4 protein-coding genes are annotated in these 6,953 nt (G+C 68.5%); all 4 read right to left on the reverse strand.

Annotated elements, in window-relative coordinates; genetic code table 11:
* On the reverse strand, positions 1–867 hold an 867-nt coding region (locus tag DQP56_RS21375), incomplete at its 3' end, for a PPE family protein (protein WP_133258994.1).
* Positions 868–870: 3 nt separating this feature from the next.
* Positions 871–1,173: a PE domain-containing protein gene (locus DQP56_RS21380; RefSeq protein ID WP_112688859.1), complete on the reverse strand. Its 303-nt coding sequence runs from the start codon at positions 1,171–1,173 to the stop codon at positions 871–873.
* Positions 1,174–1,277: 104 nt separating this feature from the next.
* Complete coding sequence (gene eccCa, locus DQP56_RS24860; RefSeq protein WP_165825103.1) at positions 1,278–5,489, reverse strand: type VII secretion protein EccCa; 4,212 nt, start codon at positions 5,487–5,489, stop codon at positions 1,278–1,280.
* Between the two features lie 4 nt (positions 5,490–5,493).
* Positions 5,494–6,951 carry a type VII secretion protein EccB gene (gene eccB, locus DQP56_RS21395; protein WP_234825769.1) on the reverse strand — a complete coding sequence of 486 codons (1,458 nt, stop codon included), beginning with the start codon at positions 6,949–6,951 and terminating at the stop codon, positions 5,494–5,496.
* Positions 6,952–6,953: the final 2 nt, after the last annotated feature.

Genomic DNA, 6,953 nt, shown 5'->3' on the forward strand with positions numbered 1-6,953 from the left:
CCCGGCCCCGGCGCCATTGAGGGCGCCGCCAAACATGCTCGGATTCATGAACATGCCCATCATCGACTGCATCGGGCTCACCATCGACTGCGGCATCTGCATCAGGGATTGCGGGGCCTGCATCAGCGATGACCCCATTGACTGCACCGGGCCGAGCAGCGAACTCATCTGGCCCCCCATGCCCTGGGCGGCGGAGGCGCCCTGCCCGGCCGTGTTGCTTGCTGCCGAAGTACCGGTGTAGGCGGCCCGCATCGCGCCGCCCGCCGCGGTCTGGGCGGCCGCGTCCCCGACGGCGCTGGCCGCCGCCGCCGGAGCGGCAGGCGAGGCGCCCATTCCGGCCACCGGCGCGGGAACAGTGAGGCTGGACGTCAGAGCGGTCAGCGTCGCGCCGTAGGACGCACCGACCGCGGCGTTGTTGGGCCAGAACATGCCGAAGTACTCGAACTCCAGCGAGGTGATCCGCGGGGTCAAAGCTCCCAGCACGAGCGGGTTGATCCCGTAGTCGGTGGCGGTCTCGATCCGGTTCTCTTCGCACTCCTGGGCGGTGCGCATGCTTCCGTAGGCCAACTGGTAGGCCTCGACCGCGGCGGCGACGATCGGCGCCTTCATATCCACCCAGCCGGCCAGGCCGTGCAGGGCGACGTTGAGCAGGGTGGCGTTGAGCGCCGAGCTTGCCGACCCCGCGCCGACCCAACCGACCGAGGTCAGCGCGGTATTGACGGCTGAGGCGATCCCGGAGGCGTGATGCGCGGCGCCCAGCGTCGTCCAGGCGGTGCCGTTGGCCAGCATGGTGGCGACACCCATGCCGGACTTGATCAACGTGTCATTGACCTCCGGCGGGCGTGCGGCCCATCCCGGATCGGCCATCTGCTAGCCGCTGAGCGCGGCGGTGGCGGCCCGCAACGCCTCGGTGGCGCTGTAGACGCCGGCCGCAGTCGACTGCGCGCCGGAGTAGAGCCCCCGTTGCGCCGAGTGCTCGGCGACGATGCCGAGGTATTCGCTCCCGGAGGCCAGCAAGGCCGCCTGGAAGGCGATGGAGTCGGGGTCATTGCCCATCGGCAGCACACCGAGCAGGGCCGGAGTGGCCGACGACGCGGCCGCCGCGGTCTCGGCGGTGATCGCGGCTTCAACGCCGGATGATGCCAGGACAGCTTCCGGTTCCACAGAGAACATGTTTTCCTCCCGATGCCTCATCGCAGCTATGCCGACGGTGGCAGGCCGGGGTAAATCCTAAACCGAAGGTGCGGCACGCGTCACTTCACCGACGGAATAAAAGGCTACTGCTGCTCGAAATTATGGATCATCGACGACGGCACGCCGACCAGCACACCCTCCACCCGGGAGTCGTCGAGAACCAGCAGACCGCGGCCGGCCGGCAGGGCCTGCGCGCGCACCGTCCGGCTGACCTTGTTCTGCGGGTCGTTGTCCATGAACAGCGTCGGCACCTTGGCGCTGCGCTGCGTCTTCACCCAGGGATCCATCTCCAGCTGGCCGAAGTTCGACGAGTTTCGGGTGGCGAACACGTGCAGGCCGATCTGGCGCCCGCGCTCCATCAGTTTCCACAGCGCGGCGCCCACCGGTGGCTTGGCCGGGTGGATCTGTGCCGGACGCAGGTCCTGGACGTCGTCGACCAGGATGAAATGACGCGGGCCCTCCCAGGGCTTGAGCGCCCGCAGCTCTTCCTGGCTGAGGCCCTTGGCGGGCAGCCGGGGGAGCAGCACCTGCTGTGCCAGCGTGGTCAGCACCTCGTCGATCTCGTCCTGGTCGTAGGCGTAGGCGCTGACGTAGCCCGGTCCCTGCAGGTCCCGCAGCGGTCCGGTCTTGGGGTCGACGATGGTGATCTGCGCCTGCTCGGGACTGAAGCGCGCCATCACGGCCTCGCCGATCGCGGCCAGCGTGGCGCTCTTGCCGCACAACGCACGACCCAGGATCATCATGCCGGGGTGTTCGCCCAACTCGAGCGGGACCGGCAGCAGGTCGTGCTGCTCACCGATCATGAACGCGATCGACGGCGCGGTCTGGGCGGGCGGGCGCTGCGCCACGTCGTAGGCCAGCACCTCCGACAGTGCAACCGCCGGGGGCAGTCGCTTGAGGGTGGCGTGCTTGGTCACGCCGGCGACCTCGGCCACCCGGGTGCCGAGCTCGCGGGTGCCGATCCGGCTGCCGTCTTCCGCGGTCAGCTCCGGCATCCCGATGAGCATCTCGTGCAGGGATTCGGTGAGCCCGAAGCCGGGCCGGTTCACGGTCCGTTTGGCGGCGTCGCGCGCATCGAGCGAGGCGGTGCCCATCTCGTTCTCGCCTGGGTTCTGCAGCCGCAGCTGGATGCGTACGTCGGAGTTCTGCAGCAATGTCTGGCGTTGGCCGTGAATCCAGCCCGACGCGCTCGTCATCAGGTGCACGCCGTATTCCGGACCGACGCCGCTGAGCGCGATGATCCGGTCGCCGAGCACGGTGTCGGCGGCGTAGAGGTCGGAGAAGTCATCGATGACCAGGAACACATCCCCGTACGGGTCGTTCGGGTCGGTGCCGCCCAGGCCGTCGCTGTCGGCTCCGAAACGCCGCTCCCGGAACTCGTTGATGTCGATCTTGTCCCGCCGGAAGGTGTCCTGGCGGGAGCTGACCAGCGCGGCCATGGTCGCGACGGTGCGTTCCACCCCTTCGCGGTCGGCCGGCGAGACGATGTCGGCCACATGCGGCAGGGTCTCCGCGTAGCCGAGGGTGGCGCCGCCGACGCAGAAGAATGTCAGCCGGGCCGGGGTGTACATCAGCGCCGCCGAACACATCAGCGTCATCAGCGTCGTGGTCTTACCGCGGCTCTTGGCGCCGACCACCATCACGTTGCTGCGCAGCACATCGACGCAGTGCACCAGTTGCTGGGCGTCCTCGGGAATGTCTTTGACGGCCAGCGGCCACACCAGACCCGGGTTGCGCCCGTAGTCGACGTCCCACGACTTGCCCCGGTACAGCGCCACCAGCGAGTCGGCCGACTCCGAGACCTCTAGCGGGGGCAACCACGGCAGGTGGGGCGCCTTGCGATCCGCGGCGATCAGCGACTCGCGCAGCACGTCGACGATCTTCTTCTTCTTGAACCCGTCGGCGTGCAACAAGTACTCGTCGGGTTCGGCGTCGGTGGCCGACATGTCCTGCAACGCTTGCGCGTCCGCCTCGTCCAGTGGTTGGTACTGCCAGGTGTAGAGGCGGGGTTTCGTCAATGTCATGTCGAGGGTCTTGGCTGTCGACGCCTTGCGTTTCGGCACGATGAACGGCGCCGACAGGTAGAAGCAGCGGAATGGGTCCAAATCCCGCGGCCCGACTTTGAGCAGCCCGAAGCCGTTCTCCTTCGACGGCAGGTGGTAAGCGGCGTCCGAGCCGATCACCTCCCGGCTGTCGTCACCGGATTCGGCGCGCAGCGCGACCCGGAAGGCGATGTTGGACTTCACTTTCTGCAACGACGACAGGTCCAGGCGCTGACCGCCGAGCATGAAGAAGACGTTGGCGCCGCGGCCTTCCTGGCCGATGTGGATGATCAGGTCGATCCACTTGCCGTGATTCTGGAAGAGCTCGAGGTACTCGTCGATCACCACCAGCAGGATCGGCACCGGTTCCAGGTCGCGCCCGGCCAGCCGGATCTCCTCGTAGTCGTTGGCGTCGCGCGCCCCGACGGAGTTGAACAGCCGGTAACGCCGGGCGATCTCGCCGTCGATGGCGCGCCGCATCCGCTCGGCGAGGTGCCGATCGTCCTTACCGAGGTTGGACAGCGCCGCCGAGACGTGCGGGATACCGAGGATGTCCTGGGCGGCGGACTCGAACTTCATGTCGACGAAGATCACGTTGAAGGTCTCCGGTGAGTGGGTCAGCGCGATCCCGTACACCAGTGACAGGAAGAACTCCGACTTGCCCGAACCGCTGGTGCCGATCACCACCGAGTGGAAGCCGAAGCCGCCGAAGTCCTTGGCGCGCAGCACGATGTTCTGCAGTTCGCCGTTGGGCTTGGCCCCCACCGGGATCTCGGCCCACCGTTCGTCGCCGCGGCTGCGCCGTTCGGCCCAGAGCCGGTCCACGTTCAGCTCGCGGGCGTCGTCGATCCCCAGCGCGCGCAGCAGTTCGATGGCGCCACTGCCGGAGTCGGTGACGTCCACGCTGGCCGTCGGTGTCCAGCGCGCCATCGCGCGGGCGTAGCGGTAGGCGCGCGGCACCGACAGTTGATCGGCGTGCGCGAAGAACTTGCCGCCCGCCCGCAACATCGGTGGCAGCGACGGATCGGCGCGCCGGCCGTTCCTGCGATGGGTCGCCGACGGGCCGGCGGCGCGGTTGTGCCGGGCGGGGTGGTCGACGACCTCGAAGATCTCGTCGCGGGCGAACCCGACACCGGTGCCGAGCCGGGAGGCCACCCGCAACACGGTGATGCCCTCCTTCCCGACCCGGCCGACCACGCTCTCCCACGCCTCGGGACTTCCGGTGTTGTCGTCGACGATCACCCAGTGCGGGCCGAGATCGTGCCCGTCGCCACCGGACTCCAGCGCCGATCCCATGGTCGTCGGACTCGGCGCCGACGGGGGCCGCCATGCGCCGCGCTTGCCCTTCATGTGCAGGTCGGCGCCGAGCGTCGACTCCAGTTCGGTGGGGCTGGTGAACACCAGTCGGCGCCACCCGCAGGCGTCGAACAACTCGTCGTGCTGATTGTGCGGCAGCCACACCATCCAGGACCACAGCTCGGGGTGCCGGGTCACCACCATCAACTTGACGTCGAGCGGGTTGTGGAATACCGCCAGCGCGCTGAGCACCGATCGCAGCAGTGAGCGGACTTTGTCGAGGTCGTCGCCGACGAAGCTGAACCCCGGGCGCGAGCGCAGGTTGACCACCTTGGCGATGTCGCGGATCTTGCGTTGTTCGAGGATGAAGTCGCGCAGCGCCTGGCCGGTGACCGGTTCGAGCTCCTCGTCGACGGGGATCTCCGGCCACTGCACCGACAACACCGAGTCGGGGGCGTGTTGCACACCGACGCCCACCCGGACGTCGAGGAAGTCCGCGTCGGAGCGCCGCCGCTCCCACATCTGCGGTCCGCCGATGACCGCGCCGAGCCCCTGCGGGTTCGAGTGCACCATTTCCTGGGCGCTGCGCTGGGCACAGACCGCCTTCTGGATCTCGTCGCGTTCGGCGTCGAGCGCTCGCAAGTAGCTGCGCCGGTTCTTCTCCTGCTCGCCCCAGCTGATCTTGCGCGCCCGCCCGAACCTCCCGGAGAACATCAGCATGCCCAGCCCGGCCATGCCCATCATCGGGAACATGCCCGACCCCAGGCTGCGCACCCCGGAGACGTACAGCATCACGATGGTGCCGATCAGCGCGACCACCAACGCCGGAAGCCCGATCATCACCCACAGGTTGCGTGGCTCCCGTTCTGGCAGCGCGTCGGGCGCGCGCGGGGCGACTCGCACCGGCTTGGGTTCGGGAACCTGCAGGCGCACCGGAACGAACGCTCGTTTCGACATCGCCTCAGTACCCTCCCGGGACGGCCTGCTGATTATTGGGTGCCACCGGCATCACTTCGCCGGTCGACGGCAAGGTGTCGCGGGCGAGCAGAGCGGCATGTCGAGACAGTTCCGGGCCGGCCGCAAAAGTGCGCAGCAGCGGCCACGGCGCCTGCTGCGCCGAGGCCGGGTCCAGGCCGAGACCACGCAGCGTCTCGTCCTCGGCGGCGATGCCGTACCGAACCCCGTTGGGGGACACCCAGAACAGCGTCTCGCGCGAGTCGGACTCGAGCAGGGCGCTGGTCGAGGTCACGAGATTCGTCGCGCCCGGCAGCACCAGCACCTGATTGGCCACCACCGAACCGGGCGTGCGATCGTCGCGCACCAGCCGGACGATCCGATTGTCCATGGCCGGTGATACCGGCAGGCCGCGGCCGTTGAACACGGTGATCCGCGCCTGCCGGTCGGTGGGGGCCTTCTCCCAGCTCACGCAGGTGGTCGGTTCGGCGGCGGTGTCGACGAAGCGAAGCCGGCTGTTGGGGTAGTACTCGACCGGCAGGGTGCCCACTTCCGGGATGTTGACCAGTTTGTCGGGGCTGATCACCAGCGGCGCAACAGATCCGAACGAGTTGGCGCTGCGGATCAGGTCAGCGACGAAGCTGGTGATCTTCTGCACCCCGTCGGGTAGCAGCACGTAGAACTGCGAGCCGCCGCCGGCCGTCCGCGTTTCCAGCACCGTGCCCACCTGGGAGCCGGGAACCCACTGCGACGGTGTGCCGGCCAGCGGGATCGCCGGAACGCGCAGCGGTTCGGTGCTGGGCAGGGCGTCGAATAGCGCCCGCGACATCTCCACCGGGACCGTCGTGCCCGGATCGATCCCCAGGCTCAGGGTGATCGCGCGGTCCGCCGGGTCGACTTGGGACCGCTTGCCGCCCCAGATGACATAGGTGGCGTCCTGGAAACGGGTCAGCACCGCGGCGTCCGAGGCCAGCGGCGCCGCCCGGCCGGTCGGGCTCAGCGTTCCGGCGATGGCGGTGACGACGGGCGGTTCAACTCGGCGCGGTGAGCCCGCGGTGTCACAGACCGCCCAGGCCGACGGTGCGCCGGTGTTGGCGATCAGCGAAGCCGGCGCGCCGGGGATCCCGATCATCGGGCCGGTCGGGTATTTGGCGATCTCGGGGGGCTTGACCCAGGTGGGAAGCTCGGCGTTGCCGACTGCGAGACGCGCCGAGGTCATGTTGAGCGCCGGATACAGCCGGCCGTTGATGCGGGCGTAGATCGCGCCGGAGTCGCGGTCACCGACGATCGCCGACGTTCGCACGATTCCGGCGGGGCGCAGGACGTTCAGTAGCAGCATCCAGCCCATGCCGATGAAGATCAACACGACCGACAGCACGATCGCGGCGGTCTGTTTGCGGTCGTCGTGCTTCATGCGCACCGAGAATTTGGTGGTGGCCGCACGCAACCGTCGGTTGTAGAACAGGT

Source organism: Mycolicibacter senuensis, assembly GCF_003284925.1.
Classification (GTDB): Bacteria; Actinomycetota; Actinomycetes; order Mycobacteriales; family Mycobacteriaceae; genus Mycobacterium; species Mycobacterium algericum_A.

Coding starts and splice junctions, on each gene's coding strand:
- DQP56_RS21380 (WP_112688859.1), bottom strand. CDS start 1,173: ATGTTCTCTGTGGAACCGGAAGCTGTCCTGGCATCATCCGGCGTTGAA.
- eccCa (WP_165825103.1), bottom strand. CDS start 5,489: ATGTCGAAACGAGCGTTCGTTCCGGTGCGCCTGCAGGTTCCCGAACCC.